Annotated in this window: 14 protein-coding genes and 1 riboswitch; of the genes, 12 read left to right on the top strand and 2 right to left on the bottom strand. The window is 64.1% G+C overall.

All coding sequences use genetic code 11. The annotated features are described in order from the left end of the window. The first annotated feature begins 34 nt into the window (after positions 1-34). From HV670_RS01020 to HV670_RS01000, 5 genes are all read left to right on the top strand, one after another. The gene (locus tag HV670_RS01020) at positions 35-745 is read left to right on the top strand and encodes an HAD family hydrolase (RefSeq protein WP_175102762.1); all 711 of its coding nucleotides are present in this window, start codon (positions 35-37) and stop codon (positions 743-745) included. A 12-nt stretch (positions 746-757) separates the two neighbouring features. Next, complete coding sequence (locus HV670_RS01015; RefSeq protein WP_175102761.1) at positions 758-1,870, top strand: ABC transporter ATP-binding protein; 1,113 nt, start codon at positions 758-760, stop codon at positions 1,868-1,870. Positions 1,871-1,993: 123 nt separating this feature from the next. After that, a complete protein-coding gene (gene dalD, locus HV670_RS01010; RefSeq protein WP_175102760.1) occupies positions 1,994-3,418 on the top strand; it encodes a D-arabinitol 4-dehydrogenase in 1,425 nt (474 codons plus the stop codon). Between the two features lie 31 nt (positions 3,419-3,449). Beyond that, on the top strand, positions 3,450-4,931 hold the full coding sequence (gene xylB / locus HV670_RS01005; protein WP_175102759.1) for a xylulokinase: 1,482 nt from the start codon (positions 3,450-3,452) through the stop codon (positions 4,929-4,931). A 96-nt stretch (positions 4,932-5,027) separates the two neighbouring features. Continuing rightward, positions 5,028-5,972: a sugar-binding transcriptional regulator gene (locus HV670_RS01000; protein WP_175102758.1), complete on the top strand. Its 945-nt coding sequence runs from the start codon at positions 5,028-5,030 to the stop codon at positions 5,970-5,972. Between the two features lie 45 nt (positions 5,973-6,017). Here HV670_RS01000 and serC read toward each other — a convergent pair whose 3' ends face one another. Both serC and HV670_RS00990 read right to left on the bottom strand, forming a co-directional pair. Beyond that, positions 6,018-7,112, bottom strand: coding sequence for a 3-phosphoserine/phosphohydroxythreonine transaminase (gene serC, locus HV670_RS00995; protein ID WP_175102757.1), 1,095 nt, complete (start codon positions 7,110-7,112; stop codon positions 6,018-6,020). Between the two features lie 25 nt (positions 7,113-7,137). Then, positions 7,138-8,379 (bottom strand): ATP-grasp domain-containing protein, encoded by a 1,242-nt coding sequence (locus HV670_RS00990; RefSeq protein ID WP_175102756.1) that lies wholly within the window; start codon positions 8,377-8,379, stop codon positions 7,138-7,140. Between the two features lie 527 nt (positions 8,380-8,906). Between HV670_RS00990 and HV670_RS00985 the strand changes: the two genes are divergently transcribed. The 7 genes from HV670_RS00985 (at position 8,907) to HV670_RS00955 (ending at position 19,025) form a co-directional block, all read left to right on the top strand. After that, on the top strand, positions 8,907-9,458 hold the full coding sequence (locus tag HV670_RS00985; RefSeq protein WP_175102755.1) for an NADPH-dependent FMN reductase: 552 nt from the start codon (positions 8,907-8,909) through the stop codon (positions 9,456-9,458). Positions 9,459-9,868: 410 nt separating this feature from the next. Continuing rightward, a riboswitch (guanidine-I (ykkC/yxkD leader) is annotated at positions 9,869-9,975 on the top strand. Positions 9,976-10,030: 55 nt separating this feature from the next. Then, complete coding sequence (locus tag HV670_RS00980; protein WP_175102754.1) at positions 10,031-10,852, top strand: urea amidolyase associated protein UAAP1; 822 nt, start codon at positions 10,031-10,033, stop codon at positions 10,850-10,852. Positions 10,853-10,862: 10 nt separating this feature from the next. Beyond that, the gene (locus HV670_RS00975) at positions 10,863-11,507 is read left to right on the top strand and encodes an urea amidolyase associated protein UAAP2 (RefSeq protein WP_175102753.1); all 645 of its coding nucleotides are present in this window, start codon (positions 10,863-10,865) and stop codon (positions 11,505-11,507) included. 114 nt (positions 11,508-11,621) lie between these two features. Further along, complete coding sequence (uca, locus tag HV670_RS00970; RefSeq protein ID WP_175102752.1) at positions 11,622-15,251, top strand: urea carboxylase; 3,630 nt, start codon at positions 11,622-11,624, stop codon at positions 15,249-15,251. A gap of 1 nt (position 15,252) precedes the next feature. Further along, positions 15,253-17,076 (top strand): allophanate hydrolase, encoded by a 1,824-nt coding sequence (gene atzF / locus HV670_RS00965; RefSeq protein WP_175102751.1) that lies wholly within the window; start codon positions 15,253-15,255, stop codon positions 17,074-17,076. Positions 17,077-17,146: 70 nt separating this feature from the next. Continuing rightward, entirely contained in the window at positions 17,147-18,100 is a 954-nt protein-coding gene (locus HV670_RS00960; RefSeq protein ID WP_175102986.1) for an ABC transporter permease, read from the top strand. Between the two features lie 10 nt (positions 18,101-18,110). Further along, entirely contained in the window at positions 18,111-19,025 is a 915-nt protein-coding gene (locus tag HV670_RS00955; RefSeq protein WP_175102750.1) for an ABC transporter ATP-binding protein, read from the top strand. Positions 19,026-19,294: the final 269 nt, after the last annotated feature.

The following is a 19,294-nucleotide window of genomic DNA, read 5'->3' as shown; positions in this document are numbered from 1 at the left end:
GTCTCGCGCGTGCCCCGCTCTCGGGAGATGGTTAATGAATGTCGAAGCCCTGACGCCTGCATTCGAGGCGTTGATTTGCGACTGCGATGGCGTGCTGATCGACAGCGAGGCCGTCGCGTCGCAGATGCTGGTCGACGAACTCGAAGGGCGCTGGCCGCACCTCGACGTCGAGCCGCTCCTGCAGCCGCTGCTCGGTCATCGCATCGAGCGGGTGCTTGCCGCGATGGCCGTGCATGCGGGCGCGATCCTCTCGGAGCGTGACATCGAGGCGATCCGGCGCCGCGTCGAAGATGCGGCGGTGCTCGCGCCCGCCGTGCCCGGCATCGCCGATGCACTCGACCGCATCGCGTTGCCCAAGGCTTGCGCGAGCAACAGCCACACTGAATATGTCGAATCGGCGCTGTTGCGCACGGGCCTCGCGCAATTCTTCGACAACCGTCTCTGGTGCGCGGACCGGGTGCCGCATCCGAAACCCGCGCCCGATGTGTATCTGGGTGCGTCGGCTGAACTCGGCGTCGCGCCCGAGCGTTGCCTGGTCGTCGAGGACAGCGTGACCGGCGTGACGGCGGCCGTGACCGCGGGCATGCCCGTGCTGGGCTATATCGGCGGCGCGCACTCGAGCGCCGCGCAGGTCCGGGTGCTCCGGGAGGCCGGCGCCCTTCATGTATTCGAAGACATGCGGGAACTGCCCGCGATGATTGCGCAACTCTCCGCGGCGCGCGTACTGCGCGCCACACAGAACTAGCCGGGAGGCGATATGGCAAGCGTAATACTCAAGAACGTTGCAAAGCGGTACGACGAAGTCGATGTGCTTCGCAATATCAACCTGACGATCGGCGACGGCGAGTTCGTGGTGTTCGTCGGGCCGAGCGGCTGCGGCAAGTCCACCTTGCTGCGGATGATCGCGGGCCTCGAGGACATCACCGATGGCGACCTCGAGATCGACGCGATCCGCGTGAACGAAGTGCCGCCGGCCAAGCGCGGCATCGCGATGGTGTTCCAGTCGTATGCGCTCTATCCGCACATGACGCTGTACGACAACATGGCCTTCGGCCTCAAGCTCGCGCATACCCCAAAGGCCGAGATCGACGCGGCCGTGCGCGGCGCGGCGAAGACGCTGCATATCGAGCACCTGCTCGACCGGCGCCCCAAGCAGCTCTCGGGCGGCCAGCGCCAGCGCGTGGCGATCGGCCGTGCGATCACGCGCAAGCCAAAGGTCTTCCTGTTCGACGAACCGCTGTCGAATCTCGACGCGGCACTGCGTGTGAAGATGCGTCTCGAGTTCGCGCGGCTGCATGATGAACTCAAGACCACGATGATCTATGTGACGCACGACCAGGTCGAGGCCATGACGCTCGCCGACAAGATCGTCGTGCTCTCGGCGGGCAATATCGAGCAGGTCGGCACGCCCGACATGCTCTATCACGCACCGGCCAATTTGTTCGTCGCGGGCTTTATCGGTTCGCCGAAGATGAACCTGCTCAACGGAACCGTGTCGGCCGTCGGGGCCGACGGCGTGACGGTTCGCTACGAATCGGGCGATGTCCAGCATGCGGCGGTCGATGGCTCGGGGGCGCAGGTCGGCGACAAGGTGACGGTCGGCATTCGGCCCGAGCACGTGCTGGTCGACGGCCTCGACGATGGCGTGCGCGCGACGGTGCTCACCGTCGAATCGCTCGGTGACGCGGCCTATCTCTACGCGCAGTCGCCGCTTGCCCTGGACGGTCTGATCGCACGGATTCCGCCGCTCGAACGCCGTCAGAAAGGCATTCAGGTCAAATTCGGCGCGACCCCTGAGCATTGCCACCTGTTCGATGCCGAGGGACGCGCGTATCCGCGCAAATTCATCGAGAAGTTGCAGGTCGCGTGAGGAACGCGCCCGATCGTGCGTGAGTCGGGTGAGCCCGTATGAGCGGGCTTGCCCATGAGCTTGCCGGGAACGGTCCCGCTTGAGCGTCTCCCCTCGTTTTTATCCTGATTGCAAGGTCGTACTATGGCAACTTCTTCTCCCGGCAGTGAAGAGCACATCATCCTGCACATCGGCACGGGCTCGTTTCATCGCGCGCACCAGGCGTGGTACCTGCACCGGCTGCGCGAGACCGGCAACGACGAAGACCGGCGCTGGTCGATCGCGGCGGGCAATATCCGCAGCGACATGAACGCCGTGCACGAAGCGCTCGCCGCGCAGGGCGGCCGCTATACACTCGAGACGGTCACGCCGGCCGGCGAGCGCGAGTACGAGACGATCACCTCGATCAGGCGTGTGCTGCCGTGGTCGGCCGATCTCGCTTCCCTCATTGAATGTGGCGCTTCGCCGGCTTGCCGGATCATCGCTTTCACGGTCACCGAAGCGGGCTACTACCTCGATGAACACAACCGGCTCGATCCCTCGTACCCGGATCTTGCGGCCGACCTTGCCGGCGGGCGCACCACGATCTACGGCGCACTTGCGGCGATCCTCGACGCACGGCGCCTCGCGGGCGGGGGGGCGGTCACGCTGCAAAGCTGCGACAACCTGCGCAGCAACGGTGAACGTTTCCACGCGGGCTTCAGCGAGTTTCTCGATCGGCGCGGGCTGAAGGAACTCAAGCAATGGGTTGATCAGAACACGAGCTCGCCGAGCGCGATGGTCGACCGGATCACGCCCCGTCCTTCTCCGGACGTGCGCAAGCGTGTGCTCGCCGAGACAGGCTTCGACGATACGTGTCCGGTGATGGGCGAGTCGTTCATCCAGTGGGTCATCGAAGACCACTTCGTGGCCGGACGCCCGGCCTGGGAAAAGGTCGGCGCCGAACTCGTCGAGTCAGTGGTGCCGTACGAAGAAGCGAAGATCCGCATCCTCAATGCGAGTCATAGCTGCATCGCCTGGGCCGGCACGCTTGTCGGGCTTCGGTATATCCATGAAGGTACGCACGATGCCGACATCCGGCGGTTTACCTACGACTACGTGACGCAGGACGTGATCCCGAGCCTGAGTCCGAGTCCGCTCGATCTCGAAAAGTACCGCGACGTCGTGCTCGACCGCTTCGGCAATCCCTATATCCAGGATACCAACCAGCGTGTTGCCGCGGACGGCTTCTCGAAGATTCCGGGCTTTATCGCGCCGACGATGCGCGACTGCCTTGCGCGTGGTGCGCAGCCTGCCGCGACGGCGATCCTGCCTGCATTGTTCCTGCGTTTCCTGCAGCGCTGGGACAAGGGTGAGCTGCCTTACGAATATCAGGACGGTGTCTTCGACCCGGCCGCGACACGTGCCATGCTGTCGGCTACCGACCCGATAGCGGCCTTCTGTGCCGATCGCGGGCTGTGGGGCAAGCTGGCGGGAGACGTCCGGCTGGAGCAGGTGATCCGGGGCGCAAGCGAAAAAATTGATCAGTGGGTGGCGTCGAGGGTAGCAAGCAGGGGAGAGCACGCGTAGATTACGGTCTGCTCCGTTCTGGGCTACCTCTATGTATCTGGGCATCGACCTCGGCACGTCCGAAGTCAAAGTACTGCTGCTTGCCGATGACGGGCAGGCAGTCGGGCATGCGCGCGCGCCGCTGACGGTATCGCGCCCTGCGCCTCGCTGGGCCGAGCAAGACCCGCTCGACTGGTGGCGCGGCACGCTCGAGGCACTAGCCGCGTTGCGCGTGGCGCATCCGCTCGAATACGGGGCCGTCCGTGCGATCGGTCTCTCGGGCCAGATGCATGGGCCCGTGCTGCTGGGGCGCGACGACCGCGTGTTGCGGCCCGCCGTGCTCTGGAACGATATGCGTAGCGCGGCCGAATGCGCGTTGCTCGCGCAGCGGCTCGGGACCTCGCCGCTCGGAGGCAGCGTGCCGATGCCGGGGTTCAGCGCGCCGATCCTGATGTGGATCGCCGCGCATGAGCCGGCTGTCTTCAAAGCGCTCGAGTGCGTGGTCTTGCCGAAGGACTATCTGCGGCTGCAATTGACAGGCGAACGCGCGACCGATCCCTCCGACGCGGCCGGGACGCTGTGGCTCGATGTGGCGCGGCGCACGTGGTCCGACTTGCTGCTCGAAGCCAGCGGGATGTCGCACAACCAGGTGCCGCCGGTGCTCGACGGCAATGCGCCGGCGGGCTTTCTGCGGCCTTCGGTTGCGGCCGAACTCGGTCTGACACCGGGCATCGTCGTCGCGACCGGTGGTGGCGACAATGCCGCGAGCGCGGTGGGCGTCGGGGCGGCTGAACGCGGCGACGCCTTCCTGTCGCTCGGGACTTCGGGGGTCTTGTCGGTCATCGACGATCGTTTCGATCCGTGCCCGTCGACTGCGACCCATGCGTTCTGCCATGCGATCCCTGCGCGCTGGCTCAGGGTGAGCGTGCTGCTCTCCGCGGCGAGTTGCCTGCGATGGGTTTGCAAGCTGACCTCGACCGTCGAGGCAACCTTGCTCCAGGAAGTCGCGGCCCTCGATGCGCGAGCGCTCGAAGCGGCGCCGATCTTCCTGCCCTATCTGTCGGGGGAGCGCACGCCGCACAACGATGCGTACGCTGAAGGCGTGTTCTTCGGCCTGACCCATCAGACGGATCGCGCGCGGCTCGCGTATGCGGTGCTCGAAGGCGTCGCGTTCGGGGCAGCCGACGGCCTGCTGGCCCTACGTGAAAGCGGGGTCGACATGCCGGAGAGTTTGTCGCTGATCGGCGGAGGCGCGCGTAGTCCGCTTTGGGCGCAACTGGTGACCGATGTACTGCGCCTGCCGGTGAGTGTGCATCTCGGCGGCGAGGCGGCGGCGGCGCTTGGCGCGGCCCGCCTCGGCTGGCTCGCGACGGGTGCGCCGCCGGCCGGCGTGCTCACCAAGCCGCGGGTCCTCGCGAGCTGCGAACCCGATGACGCACGTTTTGCGGTGCTCGACGAGCGTCTGCAGCGGTACCGAGCGCTTTACCACCATGTGCGGCCCTTGTTCGCACCCGACCGGACGCGGCCTGCCTAGGAGGCAAATTTCGTAATAGTGGTCATCGAACCTCGCATCATTGATTCGAGACGATTGCTCCGATAATCCAAGCTTTCTTTTACTGGCTCGACGATTGTGTCAAAAGCATCCGACAAACTCGACCTGGCGACGCGTGCCGCCTGGCTCTACTACGTGGCCGGTCATACGCAGAACGAAATTGCCCGGACCCTCGATATCTCGCGGCCGGTCGCACAGCGCCTGGTCGCATTCGCGGTCGAGCGCAACCTGATCCGGGTGCGGGTCGATCATCGGGTGGCGGATTGCCTGGCGCTTGCCGAACAGCTTCAGCGTCGGTTCCGGCTGTCGTTTTGCGAAGTGGTGCCGATTGACGGCGACCAACCGGATGCCTTGTCGCGCAAGCTTGCGGTGGCAGGGGCGCAGGTGATGGAGCAGTTTCTGCTGCGCGAGAAGCCGATGGTTATCGCGGTGAGCAGTGGGCGCACGCTCAAGGCAGCCGTCGATCAGATCGCACAGCTCGAGCGGCCACAGCATAAGCTCGTGTCATTGGTCGGGGCGATTGCGCAGGATGGTTCGTCGAACCGTTATGATGTCGCGATGCATATGTCCGAGCGTACCGGCAGCAAGCATTTCATGTTGCCTGCGCCGTTGTTTGCGGACAATGAAGCCGAGCGTGACCAGTGGTGTAACCACCGGCTCTACCGGATCGTCGAGGCCTTGTCGTCGCAGGCGGATGTGGCGTTTGTCGGAGTCGGCACGATCGGGCCGCGCTGTCCGCTGCACGAGGATGGATTTATCACGACAGCGGAAGTCGAAGAGCTCACCGGGCTTGGCGCTGTGGGCGAACTGCTCGGTTCGCCGATCGATGCCGAGGGCCGGCGTGTCGCGTCGTCGACCGAGACACGGGTGACGAGCATCCGCCTCGAATCGCCACCGAGCCGGCTGACGATCGGCTTCGCCGGCGGCGCTCAGAAACATCAGGCGATCGTTGCTGCGCTCAAGGGCGGATGGCTGTCGGGACTGGTCACCGATGAGCAGTGTGCACGGGCGGCGCTTGCTTAGGTTTGAAGTTGCATAGCAGGCCAAGGTCAGCGCCAGTATCTGTGTTCAAGCCCGTTGCAGACTGAACTCCGTGAGTGCGTTCGCCAGAATATCCACGGCCTGCTCTGTCACGGCGTTGTAAAGCGACACCCGCAACCCGCCAATTGAACGGTGCCCCTCGAGTCCAACGATGCCCCGTTCACGCGCCGCCTCGATAAACGCATTGTCGAGCCGCGAATCCCCGAATGTAAAAGCCACGTTCATCTGCGAGCGCCAGCGACGGTTCGCATGAATGGTCACAGCCCCTTCCAGGGCATCCAGCGTGTCATACAGCCGCCTTGCCTTTCTTTCATTGATGCTTTGCATCGCGTCCAGACCGCCCACATCGAAGCGCAGCCAGCGCGTAATCAAGGTCAGCACATAGATCGCAAACACCGGCGGTGTGTTGTAGTTCGAACCGTGCGATACGTGGGTGCGAAAATCGAGGATCGCCGGCAAGCCGTCGGGGATCCGTTCAAGCAGCGAACGCTTGACTACGACAACCGTCACTCCAGAGGGCCCGAGGTTCTTCTGGGCGTGGGCATACATCATCGAGTATGCGTCGGGTCGGATCGGCTTCGACAGAAAATCGGAGGACATGTCCGCGATCAGCGGTACTTGCGCCGCTTCTTCGCAAACCGGAAACTGCAAGCCTTCCACTGTCTCGTTCGTCACGTAGTGCAAATACGCGGCGGATCCGGAAATGTCCAGTTCGTCGAGGGTGGGCAACTGCCGGTAGCCGGTCGCGTGGCCGTCCCAGGCCACTTTCCTCTCAGTCACCTTGGCCGCTTCCGCGGTCGCCCGACTGCTCCAGTAGCCGGACGTCACATATTCGGGTGGGCCGAATCCTGTCGCAGCGAAATTCATCGGAATCATCGCGAACTGCAGGCTACTGCCTCCTTGCTGGAAGGTAATGGCGTAGTCGTCGGAAATACCGAGCAGAATGCGCAAATTGAGTTCCGCCTCGTCCAGTATCGAACGGAACCAGTCGGAGCGATGGCTCATGCCGAGTATTGAGATGCCCGTTTCCGGCAAGGCATCAATCGCCACGCGTGTCTGCTCCAGCACCGTTTCTGGGAGCGCTCCGGGACCACCGGAAAAATTCAATGCATTGGACTTCACAATGCCTCCAGGACCAACAGTGGGATTAGCATGCGTTTGCATGCCGCGGGCGCAGCATTTGATGAAAGGCGGCGGCGACCCGGCGTATTTGTGGAACCTTGTAGGGAAAGAGGGTAGGGTCGTCCATGTCATGAACGACCATTCCCGTCGCGATCTCGAATATCAGCAGCCGGCCATCGCTTATTTCGGCGCAATCGAATCCTACGTAGTCCAGACCCGTCAATTCCGCGATGTTGCGAAACGCCTCGCGGTGACGCACGGCAAAATCGGCGTCGAAGCTCGCCATCAGATGCGCTTCTTCGTCTCGCCGGCTGGGATGCGCCAACATTTCCGGGTAGGGGTAGTGCACCATCCATTCACTCGAGATGCCCATATGGCACACGAAGGGATTTCCCTCGATCAGCACGATCCGGTATTTGCGAAACAGGCCATCGGCGCTGCTGTAGTCGACAAAAGGTGCCATGTAATATTCCATGGCATCCGCCTGCGCCATATAGCGGGCGAGTTCCTGATCGTCGGACACCTTGGCCAGTCCTTGTCCGGCGTGCGATCCTCTTGGCCGGATGATGAACGGATAGCTTTTGCCCAGCACCTCGGACAACGGGAACTCACCCGCAGCCGCTTGGTTGACCCGCTCACGGGACAGACGCACCGTGCGGGCCATATGGATACCGGGGGCGGCACCCAACAGAGCATAGGCGGCGTCACGCATGGTCTTCGCAATGTGCTTGGGCGAGTTGAGCACTCGGCAACCCGTCTTGCTGGTGAGGGTCGTGATCCGGTCAAGAACGCCAGCGGTTTCATCCGACGCACATGCCGCCACGAAGATCACGTCATGCTCGGGCAATTCGGCGTGCTCGAGCGGTTGGGCGTCGACATACAGGACTTCTATCTGCAGGTTGGCATTCTCAAGCAGGCACTCAAAAGGCGTGTTCGACATCAGATCGCCGGGAGCCTTGAGCACCAGTACCTTCAAAGGAGGCCGGGTCGTCTGGGCGCTCTTCAACCGATAGTGTCGGGTTATTTGAAGCGCTTGCTGCTGGACGGCGAGAGCGGCCGCCTTCTGGTATTTCAATTGCAGCACGAGCGACAAATCGAGCAACGCGTAGGGGTCGTCGTGGTGCTTCAAGTACTCGAGCAGGCTTTCTCCCAGCGGCGTCAGATCGTCGCCAGCCGTTGCCGCCCGGAGTAACACAGCCAGGCCCAATGGCTGATGGATCCGTGGATGACCGGCATCCCCCGTCAATTCAGTTCGAGCAGTATTCATGAATGGCGCGTTTCAGTGGAGCGATCCCGGGGGCGAAGGAATACGCTCGCCGGCAGTACTTTCACGTGACGTTCAGTCAGGTTATTAAGGTGGGCGTCAGTCGGGATGCGGGCGATAGCAAGGGCAGGATTTTGTCATCCACCACGTGTCTGGCGCACTGCATTAACCCCATCATGCAAGCCATGATACGAGCCTGGGCCGGAACCAAACGAGGGAAAAGGAGGGCGATTGGCCGGCTATTCAGAGGACTTTGGAAAGACGACGGGTCGGCGGTAACCGTTTCTTGTCCTTGAACTCGAGCAGGACGCGTGACCCGCGATGTGAATCTTACGATTACCGCTTTCAGCGGCGGGGCAGTGTTGGATAAGCGGGTGGTCCGAGCCACAGCCGCCTGTCGTGTTACCAGACCCTGTGCCCGCTGAGCATGTGCCGGCTTAGCCGCCGTGAACGGACAGTGGTCAGGGCTAGGGGAGTGACCCTGGAGTGTATGGGATACTACTCAGCCGATTGGCAACGGCTCCATCGAGATGATTCGTCTCCTATCCCTGTCCGGCAGTCTGCGCTCCGCCTCGTCCAATACCCATGCGCTCTTTGCTGCGGCCATGTTGGTGCCGCATGGCGTCGTGGTGGAAACCTACGGTGAAATCGGCAAACTGCCTCACTTCAATCCGGATCTCGAAGGCACGCTTCCTGAAAGCATCATTGACCTGCGCGCTCGAGTGGGACAGGCCGATGGTCTACTCATTTCTTGCCCGGAGTACGCTCGCGGAATCCCGGGTTCCTTCAAGAACATGCTGGATTGGCTGGTTGGAAGCACGGATTTTCCGGGGAAGCCCGTCGCGCTTCTCAACACTTCGCCTCGAGCGTCTGCTGCCCAAGCCGCTTTGAAGCTGGTCTTGGAGACGATGTCTGCAACGCTTATCCCGGGTGCTTGCGTCACGCTTGATTTATTGGGCAAGCAGACCGATCCGGTCGCCATCGTGAATGATCCCGTCGGAAGTGAAACACTACGGCAAGCACTTCGGGCAATCATCGACCCTATCCTGGCGCAACAAGCCGAGACCCTCCGGGCGCGGTGAGACTCGCTCGCGTGGAAAGGCCCGCCGGTCTGATGGCGGTGGGAGTGCTCGACAATGCCTCGATTCATTCTGGCCTTGAAGCGCTCGACGATTTCGCCTCCTGCCCGGCTCAACCGATTCCGATCCGTTTGTGTCCACGCTCTCGTAGTTATCCTGGCCAAGATAACTAACTTGGCCATGTTAGCTTGCTGCGGTGGGAGTGCACGAGAAACTGTGCTGTCTCCGTCCAATAGAGTGCGTTGAGCATCATTTTGGTGCGTTCGACGACCGATACTCGCGCCGCACACGTGCTCCGACACCCGCGACAAAGCGAGGCCTGGCGGCCGCACGCCCCGATTTTTACTCGGCCGGATTGGATGGCACGACTCTCGCTATACACCTTGCCGAGAGGTGCGTACCAGTCTGCATCATCTTAGGATGGCTAGGGTTCCGGTCGCGTGTCTGGCGATGTCTGGTCCGAGAGCTATCCGGTCCTGCCGATAGCAGGGCTCCACGGAGGGATAAAAGCCCGGGAGGTTGCGATAGCGTTCTATCGCCCTCTCGTCCGTTAATCCGACCGACCCGGAGCCGCCATGTCGCTGTCCACGTCATCCGAGTTTGCCCCCGTGTCCGCTACGACCCCTGCGTCGCAGCGCGCGCCTGTTTCCTCGTCCATCGGCATACCCTCGATCGAAGCCGCCACCGTCTGGGAGCACATCGTGCCCGCCGGCACTCATTGGTCCGGCGCCTTGCGTCGCGGCCTCGCCTTGCGCATCGTCGATCTCGAAGGCGGTGCGAACGTGTCGACGGTTTTCTATCGCCACGATGCACCGCTCGAACGCTACAACATGGCCGATACACTCAAGGCCCAGCACACGGCGCATCTGACGCGCGGTTTCGTGCTGTATTCCGACATGGGCCGTGTGATGGCGTCGATCGTCGCCGACACGCTCGGCTGGCACGACCCGCTCGCGGGCGTCGGCGATGCCGCACTGTTCGCCGGCAAATACGGCACGGCGCGCTATCAGGAACACCGCAACGCGATGATCCGCAACGGCCGCGACAGTCTGCTGATCGAACTCGGCAAGCACGGTCTCGGTGTGCGCGACCTCGTCGCGAACGTCAATTTCTTCAGCAAGGTCGCTGTCGCAGACGACGGCGCATTGCGCTTCGTGCCGAACCATTCGGCCGCGGGCGATAGCATCGACCTGCGCTTCGAGATGAACACGCTCGTGGCGCTGTCCACCGCGCCGCACCCGCTCGATCCCAACCCGGTCTACGCACCGAGGCCGGTCAAGCTGGTCGCCTATCGCGTCTACACCCCCGACGAACGCGTACCGGCCGACGACTTCTGCCGGAACTTCCGCCCCGAGAATGTTCGCGGCTTTATCAACACCGACATGCTGTACGCCTGAGGAGATCGCGATGCCTATTCTCGAAAGCCCGCTCGTGCTCGAACACGCAAGCTTCGACCACACGATCGCCGCCGGCGAGCCGTTCATGCATGCGATCCGCCGCGGCCAGATCTTCCGGATCCTTGATCTCGAAGGTAACCAGGCCGTCGATACGCTGTTCTACAACACCGCCGATCCGTCCGAGCGCTATAGCGCGCAGGATACGATCCGCGCGCAGGCCAATCTGTACCTGTCGGCCGGCACTGTGCTCATGTCGAACTTCGGCAACCCGCTGATGACGATCGTCGCCGACACCTGCGGTCGTCACGATACGCTTGGCGGCGCCTGCGCAGCCGAGAGCAACACGGTCCGCTATGCGCTCGACAAGCAGTTCATGCACAGCTGCCGCGACAACTTCCTGCATGCGCTCAATGCCTGCGAATGCGGGATCGGCAAGCGCGACATCGTCAGCAACATCAACTTCTTCATGAACGTACCGGTTACGGCCGCAGGCGGCCTGACGTTCGAAGATGGCATTTCGGCCCCCGGCAAATACGTCGAGATGCGCGCGGAAACCGACGTGACGGTGCTGATCTCGAACTGCCCGCAGCTGAACAATCCCTGCAATGCCTACAACCCCACGCCGGTTCGCGTGCTCGTATGGGACGTTCAGTGACCGGTAGCCAGCGACGTGACACGCACAAAGCCAAGCGCATAGCGCCGGGACGACCCGGTGCGCCGAACCAGTCGGGCAGGACGACCTGCCCCGAAGCAAGCGAAGCCAACGCCCATGTTCACTAAAGTCCTGATCGCGAATCGCGGCGAGATCGCTTGCCGGGTGATCCGCACCCTGAAGTCGATGGGGATCGCATCGGTCGCGGTCTACTCGGAGCCCGACCGCCATGCGCGGCACGTCATGCTCGCTGACGAAGCGGTCTGCGTCGGCCCGGCCCCCGCGACCGAGAGCTATCTGAACGCTACGAAGATCCTCGCGGCCGCGCGCGACACCGGTGCGCAAGGCATCCATCCGGGCTATGGTTTTCTCTCGGAGAACGCGGCCTTCGCCGACGCATGCGCGGCAGCCGGGATTCGCTTTATCGGGCCGCGCGGCGACCAGATGCGGGCCTTCGGCCTTAAGCACACGGCGCGCGAAGTCGCGCTCGCCAACGAGGTCTCACTGCTGCCGGGCACGGGTCTGTTGCCCGATGTTGCGACGGCGCTCCGCGAAGCCGCGCGCATTGGCTATCCGGTGATGCTCAAGAGCACGGCCGGGGGCGGCGGCATCGGCATGTCGCTGTGCCGCGATGCGGCACAGCTCGATGCCGCGTATGCGACGGTCGTGCGGCTCGGCAAGGCCAATTTCGCGGACGCGGGGGTCTACCTCGAGAAGTTCGTCGAGCGCGCACGCCATATCGAAGTCCAGATCTTCGGCGACGGCAAGGGCGGGGCGATTGCACTCGGTGAACGCGACTGCTCGGTCCAGCGGCGCAACCAGAAGGTCATCGAAGAGACACCCGCGCCGGGACTGACGGCCGAGGAACGCGCGGGTCTGCACGCGACCGCGGTCCGGCTTGCCAAGGCAGTCGACTACGAGTCGGCGGGCACGGTCGAATTTGTATTCGATACGGATACGCGCGCGTTTTACTTCCTCGAGGTGAACACCCGCCTGCAGGTCGAACATTGCGTGACGGAAGAAGTCACAGGCCTCGACCTCGTGCGCTGGATGATCGAACAGGCGGCCGGCGAGCTTGCGCCGCTCGACACGCTGGCGGTCGAGCCGCATGGCGCGAGCATCCAGGTTCGCGTCTATGCCGAGGACGCGAACAAGAACTTCCAGCCGAGCGCCGGGGTGCTGACCGATGTCCGCTTCGCCCCCGAAGCGCGCGTCGATACCTGGGTCGAAGCCGGCACGGACGTGCCCGCGTTCTATGATCCGCTGCTCGCAAAAATCATTGTCAAGGGCGAAGACCGCGCAACCGCGCTCGCCGCCATGCGCCGCGCGCTCGATGGCACGCATCTGTATGGCATCGAGACGAATCTCGACTATCTGCGCACCATCGTTGCCTCTGAAGTATTCAATGCCGGTGCACAGACGACGGCCTTTCTCTCGACGCTCGGCTACGCACCGAACACGATCGACGTCGTCGACGGTGGCGTGCAGACCACCGTGCAGGACTTCCCGGGCCGCCTCGGCTATTGGGATGTGGGCGTGCCGCCCTCGGGTCCGATGGACGATCTCTCGTTCCGGCTCGCGAACCGGCTGGTCGGCAACGACGCTGGCGCTGCCGCGCTCGAGTTCACGATGGTGGGCTCGACCCTGCGCTTCAATGCGCCAGCGGTGGTCGTGCTCGGCGGCGCACCGCTCACGGCAACGCTCGATGGCGCACCGGTGCCGTTCTGGCAGACCTTCCGGATCGAAGCCGGCAGCGTGCTGAAGATCGGCGGTCTTGCGGGCTCGGGCGCGCGCGCATGCCTCGCGATCCACGGCGGCATCCAGGTCCCCGACTATCTCGGCAGCAAGGCAACCTTCACGCTCGGCCAGTTCGGCGGTCATGCGGGCCGTGCACTGCGCAAGGGCGACGTCCTGCATCTCGCGGCTTCGGCGAGCGAAGGCAGGGCAGGGGCCGCGCTCGATCCGCGCTGCCAGCCGGTGCTCGTGAGCGCATGGCAGATCAGCGTGCTCGACGGTCCGCATGGCGCGCCGGACTTCTTCACGCCCGACGACATCGCGATGCTGTACGACACGCGATGGACGGTCCACTACAACTCGAGCCGCACGGGCGTGCGCCTGATCGGCCCGACGCCGCAATGGGCGCGGCGCGACGGCGGCGAAGCGGGTCTGCATCCATCGAACATTCACGACAACGCTTATGCGATCGGCGCGATCGACTTCACGGGCGATATGCCCGTGATCCTCGGCCCCGATGGTCCGAGCCTCGGTGGCTTCGTCTGCCCGGTCACGATCATTCGCGCCGAGCGCTGGAAGATGGGCCAGCTCAAGCCGGGCGACACGGTCCAGTTCAAGCGCGTGACATCGGTTCAGGCCGCCGTGCTCGAAGCCGCGCAGGACCAGCTCGTCGGCACCTTGACGGCAGTCGATGCCGCCCTGCCGGCTGCTCGTTCGGCGGATCGGATCGACTGCGTGCTGCGCCGCGACCCGTCCGCGGGCGACGGTGTCGGTGTCGTCTACCGCCAGGCCGGCGACAAATATCTGCTCGTCGAATATGGCCCGCTCGCGCTCGACCTGAACCTGCGCTTCCGCGTGCATGCACTGATGCACTGGCTCCAAACGCGGCGCCCCGACGGCATCGTCGACATGACGCCGGGCATCCGTTCGCTGCAGCTTCATTTCGACAATCGCGTGCTGCCGCGCGAGCGCCTGCTCGACCTGCTCGCGGAGGCCGAACTCGCGCTGCCGCCGGTGGGCAGCATGAGGGTGCCCACGCGCATCGTGCACCTGCCGCTGTCCTGGGACGATCCGGCCACGCGGCTCGCGATCGACCGCTATATGCAGTCGGTGCGGCCCGATGCACCGTGGTGCCCGAGCAATATCGAGTTCATCCGGCGCATCAATGGGCTCGACAGCATCGAGGACGTCAAGCGGATCGTGTTCGATGCGAGCTATCTCGTGCTCGGTCTGGGCGACGTCTATCTGGGTGCACCGGTCGCGACGCCGATCGACCCGCGCCATCGCCTCGTGACGACCAAATACAATCCCGCGCGAACTTGGACACCCGAGAACGCGGTCGGCATCGGCGGCGCTTATATGTGCGTCTACGGCATGGAAGGGCCCGGCGGCTATCAGTTCGTCGGCCGCACCGTGCAGATGTGGAACCGCTACCGGACCACGAACGAATTTGAAGCGGGCAAGCCCTGGCTGCTGCGCTTCTTCGACCAGATCCGGTTCTACCCGGTCAGCGAAGCCGAGCTGCTCGAACTGCGCGCGGATTTTGTCGCGGGCCGCGCAGGCCTCAAGATCGAGGAATCGGAATTCGATCTGGGCGCGTACAACCGCTTCCTGGTCGACGAGGCTGAATCGATTGCCCGCTTCAAGTCGGTCCAGCAGGCGTCATTCGAAGCGGAACGCGAGCGCTGGCGCATTGCGGGGCAGGCCGAATATGTCGGCGAAGCCGACACCGCGGGTGTCGCGGTGAGCGACGATGCACTGGCCGCGCATGAACGTGCGGTGTTCGCCGATGTCTCGGGCAGCCTTTGGCAAGTGCTCGTCGAAGAGGGCGAGGAAGTCGTCGAAGGCCAGACCGTGGCCATCGTCGAATCGATGAAAATGGAGATCGCGGTCACGGCGCCGGTCGGTGGCGTGGTGGCCCGAGTCAATTGCAAGAGCGGCGCACCGGTCCAGGCGGGCCAGGCGCTGATGGTGATCGGTGTCGCCAACACCCTGCTTGAAGAGGAAGTTTGAAATGACGATTGTTGACCGTACGAGCCCCGATGTGTCGATCACCGCGCTGCATGCGCGTTACCGCGCCGGGTCGTTGACCCCCGCCGCGCTCGTCGAGTCGATTGCCGCCCGCACGGCCGAGGATCCGCACCATGCATGGATCCGTCCGCTGAGCGCCGACGAGATGCTCGTCTATGTGAGTGCGCTCGACGGCAAATCGCCGGACGAGCTGCCGCTCTTCGGCGTGCCGTTCGCGATCAAGGACAATATCGATCTCGCGGGAATCCCGACCACGGCCGGTTGCCCCGCGTTCGCCTACACCCCGCAACGATCGGCCGCGGTCGTCGAGCGCTTGATCGCGGCCGGTGCGATTCCCGTCGGCAAGGCAAACCTCGACCAGTTCGCGACCGGTCTCAACGGCACGCGTTCGCCCTATGGCGCCTGCCGCAACGGGCTTGATCCCGCCTATGTGTCGGGAGGCTCGAGTTCGGGCTCGGCGGTCGCGGTTGCGCTCGGTGTCGCGAGTTTCTCGCTAGGCACCGATACCGCGGGTTCGGGGCGTGTGCCCGCGATGTTCCACGGTCTGCTGGGCGTCAAGCCGACGCGCAGCACAGTCAGCACGCGCGGCGTCGTACCGGCCTGCAAGTCGCTCGACTGTGTGACGGTCTTCGCGACGAGCGCGGCCGATGCGCAGACCGTGCTCGGCGTCGCCCAGGGCGTCGACGCGGACGACCCCTATGCGCGCGCAGTCGAAGCCGGGCCGGCGTCCCGGCCGATCGCGGACCTGCGCTTCGGGGTGCCGCGCAAGTCGCAACTCGCCTTCTTCGGCAACGACGCGTTCGCGGGTCTGTTCGACGAAGCGATCGTGCGGATCGCGGCACTCGGCGGCAAGATCGTCGAGATCGACTTCGAACCTTTTCTCGCGACCGCCAGGCTGCTTTACGGCGGCCCCTGGGTCGCCGAGCGCCATGCGGGAATCCGCGCCTTTTTCGATGCACATGCCGATGCAGTCCACCCGGTCGTGCGTGGCATCATCGGGGGCGCCGCCCACTATTCGGCAACGGATGCGTTCGAAGCATTCGATCGTCTGCAAACGCTGCGCGCCGCGACCGAGCCGGTCTGGAACGAGATCGACGTGCTCGTGATGCCGACCGCCGGCACGATCTATACGATCGAGCAGATGCTCGACCAGCCCGTCGAGTACAACTCCAACCTCGGCTATTACACGAACTTCGTGAACCTGCTCGATCTCGCGGCGCTGGCGATTCCGGCCGGTGTCGCGAGCGGCGGTCCGACGCCGGGCATGCCGTTTGGCGTGACCTTGGTCGCGCCGGCTTTCGGCGATCCGCTGTTGCTCGCGATCGCCTCCGAATGGCTCGGCGAGGACGCGGCCACGACCGGTTCCGCTACGGCAACGACGCGGGCCACCGGTGCGGAGCCGACGCTCAAGGTCGCCGTGGTCGGTGCGCACCTGAGCGGACAGCCCTTGAACAGCCAGCTCACCGAGCGCGGTGCGCGGCTCGTTTCGACGACCACGACGAGCACCGCCTATCGTCTCTATGCCCTCGACACACGGCCGGTCGCCAAGCCGGGCCTGATCCGCGTACCGAGTGGCGGTGCACCGATCGCCCTCGAGGTCTGGGACATGCCGGTCGCGCAGTTTGGGAGCTTCGTCGAACTGATCGGTTCGCCGCTTGGCATCGGCACCGTCGAGCTCGCCGATGGCAGCTTCGCGAAGGGTTTTGTCTGCGAATCGTTCGCGCTGAGCGGCGCGCGCGATATCACTGAACATGGCGGATGGCGTGCGTACCTGGATGCCACCGCCCCAATCGACGGCGGGGTGTGAAATGGCGACCGTGATCCAACCTGAAGCAAGCAAGCCCCGGGCCGCGGTCGCGCGGCCTCGTCATGCGCGGATGCGCTGGTTCGCGGTACGCAAGGAACTGTCGCCGCGCGCGCGCCTGATGCTCGGGGCAGGCTCGTTCCTGCTGCCACTGCTGGTCTGGTGCATCGTCAGCTATGTGCCGTTCGTCTGGCATCCGCTGCTCCAGGTGTCGAACCCGGGCGGTGTCGACTATTTCCAGACCGGCATGCTCGTCGACAAGGCGACCTTCGAGAACGAGACGGCGAACATGCAGGCCGCTCACAAGCCGCTACCCGTCGGCACACCGTCGAACCCGGTCTACCTGCCGCCGCCGCACAAGGTCTTCGAGGCGTTCTATACGGCCTTCACGACCAAGCCGGAAGCGCGCGATATGCCCTGGCTCCACGAAAGCCTGTGGCACAGCATCCAGGTGATCTTCTGGGCGTTCGTGATCTCGTCGGTGCTCGGTGTGCCGATCGGTATCGTGTGCGGGACCTATAGCGCACTCGCGCGGCTGATCGAGCCGTTCACCGAGTTCTTCCGCTACCTGCCCGCGCCGGCATTCGGCGCGCTCGCGGTCGCGATCCTCGGCATCTATGACGGACCGAAGATCGCGATCATCGTGATCGGCACGTTCTTCCAGCAGGTGCTCATCATCGCGAACACGACCCGCAAGCTCGACTACTCGCTGCTCGAGGCCGCGCTGACGCTCGGCACCACGCGGCTCAAGCTGCTCACGCGGGTGGTGATCCCGGGTGTGCTGCCCGATCTCTACCGCGACCAGCGCATCCTGCTCGGCTGGGCATGGACCTACCTGATCGTCGCGGAGCTGGTCGGCACGAGTTCGGGCATCACATTTTTCATTACGCAACAGGCACGCTACGAGCATTTCGAAAACGTCTACGCGGCTATCGCGATGATCGGCATCATCGGGCTCGGCACGGACCTCGTCCTTGCGTGGCTCGGCAAGAAGCTGTTCCCGTGGGATCGCACCCTGAAGGCCTGAGGAGTCCACCATGCACAATCCCCAACCGATACCCGGCTATTTGCTGCAGTCACCCGAGGTCCGCGCGCGCTTCGAGCGTCTCCAGCAGCGCGAGGTGATCCTCGAAGTCAAGGACCTTGGCAAGACGTTCGACTCCGCGCAAGGCGAGACCGTCGCGCTGCGCAACATCAACTTCAAGACACATCGGCGCGAGTTTGTCTGCGTGATCGGGCCGTCGGGCTGCGGCAAGTCGACGCTGATCCGGATTCTCGCGGGCCTCGAATCGCATACGACCGGTGAAGTGCTGCTCGACGGCAAGCCGGTCGACGGCCCCGGCCCCGACCGCGGCATGGTGTTCCAGGGCTACACCTTGTTCCCGTGGCTCAGCGTGAAGCAGAACGTGATGTTCGGGCCTGAGATGAACGGTCACGGCAAGCTTCAGGCCGAACGCGAGGCGCGTCAGTGGATCGATCTCGTCGGCTTGAGCAAGTTCGTCGATGCGTATCCGCACCAGTTGTCGGGTGGGATGAAACAGCGCGTCGCGATTGCACGGGCGCTCGCGAATCAGCCGCGCATCCTGCTGATGGATGAGCCGTTCGGTGCGCTCGATGCGCAGACCCGCGGCAAGATGCAGGCGCATATGCTCGACATCTGGAAGAACATCGACATCACTGTGCTGTTCATCACCCACGATCTCGACGAAGCCATTTTTCTCGCGGACCGGATCCTCGTGCTCAAGGCGCATCCGGGCGAAGTCCAGGAGCTCATCGAAGTGCCGGTGCCGCGGCCGCGCCATACGGGGCAGGTCACCTCGGCGGAATTCCTCGCGACGCGGGCTCGGCTTGAAGAGTTGATTCATCCGCCCGTGCAGCCGGGCAGCGCGGAGGAGGACGAGATTCGTCCGCAAGTGTTCCGGATGACGAACGTCGAGGATAACGTCGAATAAAAAAAGGAGCTTCGGGCCGGGGGGCCCGAAGCTCCAAGCTGCAGCCCGCCTGCCGTTCGCCAAAAACCTTCGCGCAGAACGAACGGTGGCAAGTCGCAAGCCGTCGCGGCGGTGACCCGTCCGGTGCATCGCGCGGCGCGTGGTTGCCGCGTGCCTCGATGCGTGGGGTCCAGCGCCGTTTTCGTTGTGAGTTGCTGGTCTGAGTCTCTTCGCGCCTCCCGCGCCACCCATGCCGCCACCGGCTCCGCCCATGCCTCCACCGGCGCCAC

This window comes from Pararobbsia alpina, from assembly GCF_902859895.1.
GTDB lineage: Bacteria > Pseudomonadota > Gammaproteobacteria > Burkholderiales > Burkholderiaceae > Pararobbsia > Pararobbsia alpina.
The sequence above is the reverse complement of the archived record's forward strand: the minus strand, read 5'-3'. Positions and strand labels throughout refer to the sequence as shown.

What these genes read in the sequence shown, in the direction of transcription:
- HV670_RS01020 (WP_175102762.1), top strand. Translation starts at nt 35, where the DNA reads ATGAATGTCGAAGCCCTGACGCCTGCATTCGAGGCGTTGATTTGCGAC.
- HV670_RS01015 (WP_175102761.1), top strand. Translation starts at nt 758, where the DNA reads ATGGCAAGCGTAATACTCAAGAACGTTGCAAAGCGGTACGACGAAGTC.
- dalD (WP_175102760.1), top strand. Translation starts at nt 1,994, where the DNA reads ATGGCAACTTCTTCTCCCGGCAGTGAAGAGCACATCATCCTGCACATC.
- xylB (WP_175102759.1), top strand. Translation starts at nt 3,450, where the DNA reads ATGTATCTGGGCATCGACCTCGGCACGTCCGAAGTCAAAGTACTGCTG.
- HV670_RS00990 (WP_175102756.1), bottom strand. Translation starts at nt 8,379, where the DNA reads ATGAATACTGCTCGAACTGAATTGACGGGGGATGCCGGTCATCCACGG.
- HV670_RS00985 (WP_175102755.1), top strand. Translation starts at nt 8,907, where the DNA reads ATGATTCGTCTCCTATCCCTGTCCGGCAGTCTGCGCTCCGCCTCGTCC.
- HV670_RS00980 (WP_175102754.1), top strand. Translation starts at nt 10,031, where the DNA reads ATGTCGCTGTCCACGTCATCCGAGTTTGCCCCCGTGTCCGCTACGACC.
- HV670_RS00975 (WP_175102753.1), top strand. Translation starts at nt 10,863, where the DNA reads ATGCCTATTCTCGAAAGCCCGCTCGTGCTCGAACACGCAAGCTTCGAC.
- uca (WP_175102752.1), top strand. Translation starts at nt 11,622, where the DNA reads ATGTTCACTAAAGTCCTGATCGCGAATCGCGGCGAGATCGCTTGCCGG.
- atzF (WP_175102751.1), top strand. Translation starts at nt 15,253, where the DNA reads ATGACGATTGTTGACCGTACGAGCCCCGATGTGTCGATCACCGCGCTG.
- HV670_RS00960 (WP_175102986.1), top strand. Translation starts at nt 17,147, where the DNA reads ATGCGCTGGTTCGCGGTACGCAAGGAACTGTCGCCGCGCGCGCGCCTG.
- HV670_RS00955 (WP_175102750.1), top strand. Translation starts at nt 18,111, where the DNA reads ATGCACAATCCCCAACCGATACCCGGCTATTTGCTGCAGTCACCCGAG.